Genomic DNA, 2,088 nt, shown 5'->3' on the forward strand with positions numbered 1-2,088 from the left:
GCCGCGGCGGCCGGGCCCTCGTGCTGTCCTGCCGGACCAGGGCCGGTTCCCCGGCAACGGCTCAGTCGAAGATCGGGCCCTCGTCGCGTCCCCGCTTGAGCTCGTAGAAGCCGTGGTGGGAGACCAGGGCCAGGCACCCGTCCCAGACCCGCGCGGCGTCCTCGCCGCGCGGCGCCGGGGTGAAGACCGGGCCGAAGAAGCCCACGCCGTTGACGGCGATGCAGGGGGTGCCGATGTCCCGGCCCGCGACCGCCCGGGCGGCCTCGGTGGAGGCGCGCAGCGCGTCGTCGAACTCGGTGGAGTGCCGGGCCCCCGCGAGCTCCGCCGGCAAGCCGACCTCCTGCAGGGACTCGGTGACGATCTGCTCCAGGTCCTCCACCCCGCCGGGGTGGCGCCGGGTGCCCATGGCGTCGTAGAGCTTCTTGAGGTACTCGTCACCGTGGGCGCGCGCCGCCGCCTCGACCACGCGCACGAGCCACATCGACTCCTCGCGGCCGTGGTGGTGGTTGTCGGGATTGTCCTCGTTCAGGATGCCCAGCGAGATGATCCGCCAGTCCACGTGGACGTCGCGCAGGCGCTCGACCTCCTCCATCCACCGGGAGGTCATCCAGGCCCAGGGGCACAGGGGGTCGAACCAGAACTCCACCTTGTCCGTCATCGGTTTCCTCTCGTGCGGGCGTCCGCCGGGGTGGCGGACGCGTCACCGGGTAGAAGCCACGGCTCAGGCGGTTTTGTTCCGGTTCTGCTCCTCGCGGATCATCTCGTGGGTGATGATCTCCGGCTCGGCCTGCTTGGCGACGGCCTCCGCGGTGACCAGCACGGCGGCGATGTCGTCCCGGCTGGGGAGCTCGAACATGACAGGCTGGAGCACGTCCTCGAGGATGGCGCGCAGGCCGCGGGCCCCCGTGCCCCGCTGGATCGCGAGCTCGGCGACGGCGGTCAGCGCCTCGGGGTCGAACGTCAGCTCGACGCCGTCCAGCTGGAACATCTTCTTGTACTGCTTCACGAGCGCGTTGCGCGGCTCGACGAGGATGCGCGCGAGGTCGGCCACCGACAGCTCGCGCAGCGTGGTCACGACGGGCAGGCGGCCGATGAGCTCGGGGATCAGGCCGAACTTCAGCAGGTCCTCCGGCATGACGTCGGCCATCACCTCGTGGCGCGGCCCGCTCTGCTTGAGCTCCGCGCCGAAGCCGATGCTCGTGCGCCCGGCCCGGGAGTCCACGATGTCCTCGAGCCCGGCGAAGGCACCGGCCACGACGAACAGGACGTTCGTGGTGTCGATCTGGATGAACTCCTGCTGCGGGTGCTTGCGCCCGCCCTGCGGGGGCACGGACGCCACCGTGCCCTCGAGGATCTTCAGCAGCGCCTGCTGCACGCCCTCGCCGGAGACGTCGCGGGTGATCGAGGGGTTCTCGGACTTGCGCGAGATCTTGTCGATCTCGTCGATGTAGATGATGCCCGTCTCGGCCCGCTTGACGTCGTAGTCCGCGGCCTGGATCAGCTTCAGCAGGATGTTCTCGACGTCCTCGCCGACGTAGCCGGCCTCCGTGAGGGACGTGGCGTCCGCGACCGCGAAGGGCACGTCGAGCTTGCGGGCCAGCGACTGCGCCAGGTACGTCTTGCCCGAGCCGGTCGGCCCGACCAGCAGGATGTTGGACTTGGCGATCTCGACGTCCTCGTCACCGGCCGCCGTGGCCAGGGAGAGGGGCTTGCCGTTCTCGCCGGCCCGGACCCGCTTGTAGTGGTTGTACACGGCCACCGCCAGCGCGCGCTTGGCGGTCTCCTGGCCGATCACGTACTGGTGGAGGTGCTGGTAGATCTCGTGGGGCGTGGGCAGCTCCTGCTGCTCGAGGTCCTTGACCTCGCTCAGCTCCTCCTCGATGATCTCGTTGCACAGCTCGATGCACTCGTCGCAGATGTAGACGCGCGGGCCCGCGATGAGCTTGCGGACCTGCTTCTGGCTCTTGCCGCAGAAGGAGCACTTGAGCAGGTCCGCGGTCTCGCCGATGCGCGCCATGAAACAGTCCTCTGGTCGGGGTACGGAAATCCTCGTCCAGGATAGGCGAGGACAGGGCCCCGCCCCAACAC

2 protein-coding genes are annotated in these 2,088 nt (G+C 69.6%); both read right to left on the minus strand.

Features of this window, described 5'->3' with window-relative positions; genetic code table 11:
- Nucleotides 1–61: 61 nt before the first annotated feature.
- The gene (locus ABD220_RS07550) at nucleotides 62–658 is read right to left on the minus strand and encodes a DsbA family oxidoreductase (protein ID WP_344121253.1); all 597 of its coding nucleotides are present in this window, start codon (nucleotides 656–658) and stop codon (nucleotides 62–64) included.
- A gap of 63 nt (nucleotides 659–721) precedes the next feature.
- Nucleotides 722–2,017 carry an ATP-dependent Clp protease ATP-binding subunit ClpX gene (clpX, locus tag ABD220_RS07555; protein ID WP_344121255.1) on the minus strand — a complete coding sequence of 432 codons (1,296 nt, stop codon included), beginning with the start codon at nucleotides 2,015–2,017 and terminating at the stop codon, nucleotides 722–724.
- Nucleotides 2,018–2,088: the final 71 nt, after the last annotated feature.

This window comes from Kocuria aegyptia, from assembly GCF_039530085.1.
Taxonomy (GTDB): domain Bacteria; phylum Actinomycetota; class Actinomycetes; order Actinomycetales; family Micrococcaceae; genus Kocuria; species Kocuria aegyptia.

What these genes read in the sequence shown, in the direction of transcription:
- ABD220_RS07550 (WP_344121253.1), bottom strand. Translation starts at nt 658, where the DNA reads ATGACGGACAAGGTGGAGTTCTGGTTCGACCCCCTGTGCCCCTGGGCC.
- clpX (WP_344121255.1), bottom strand. Translation starts at nt 2,017, where the DNA reads ATGGCGCGCATCGGCGAGACCGCGGACCTGCTCAAGTGCTCCTTCTGC.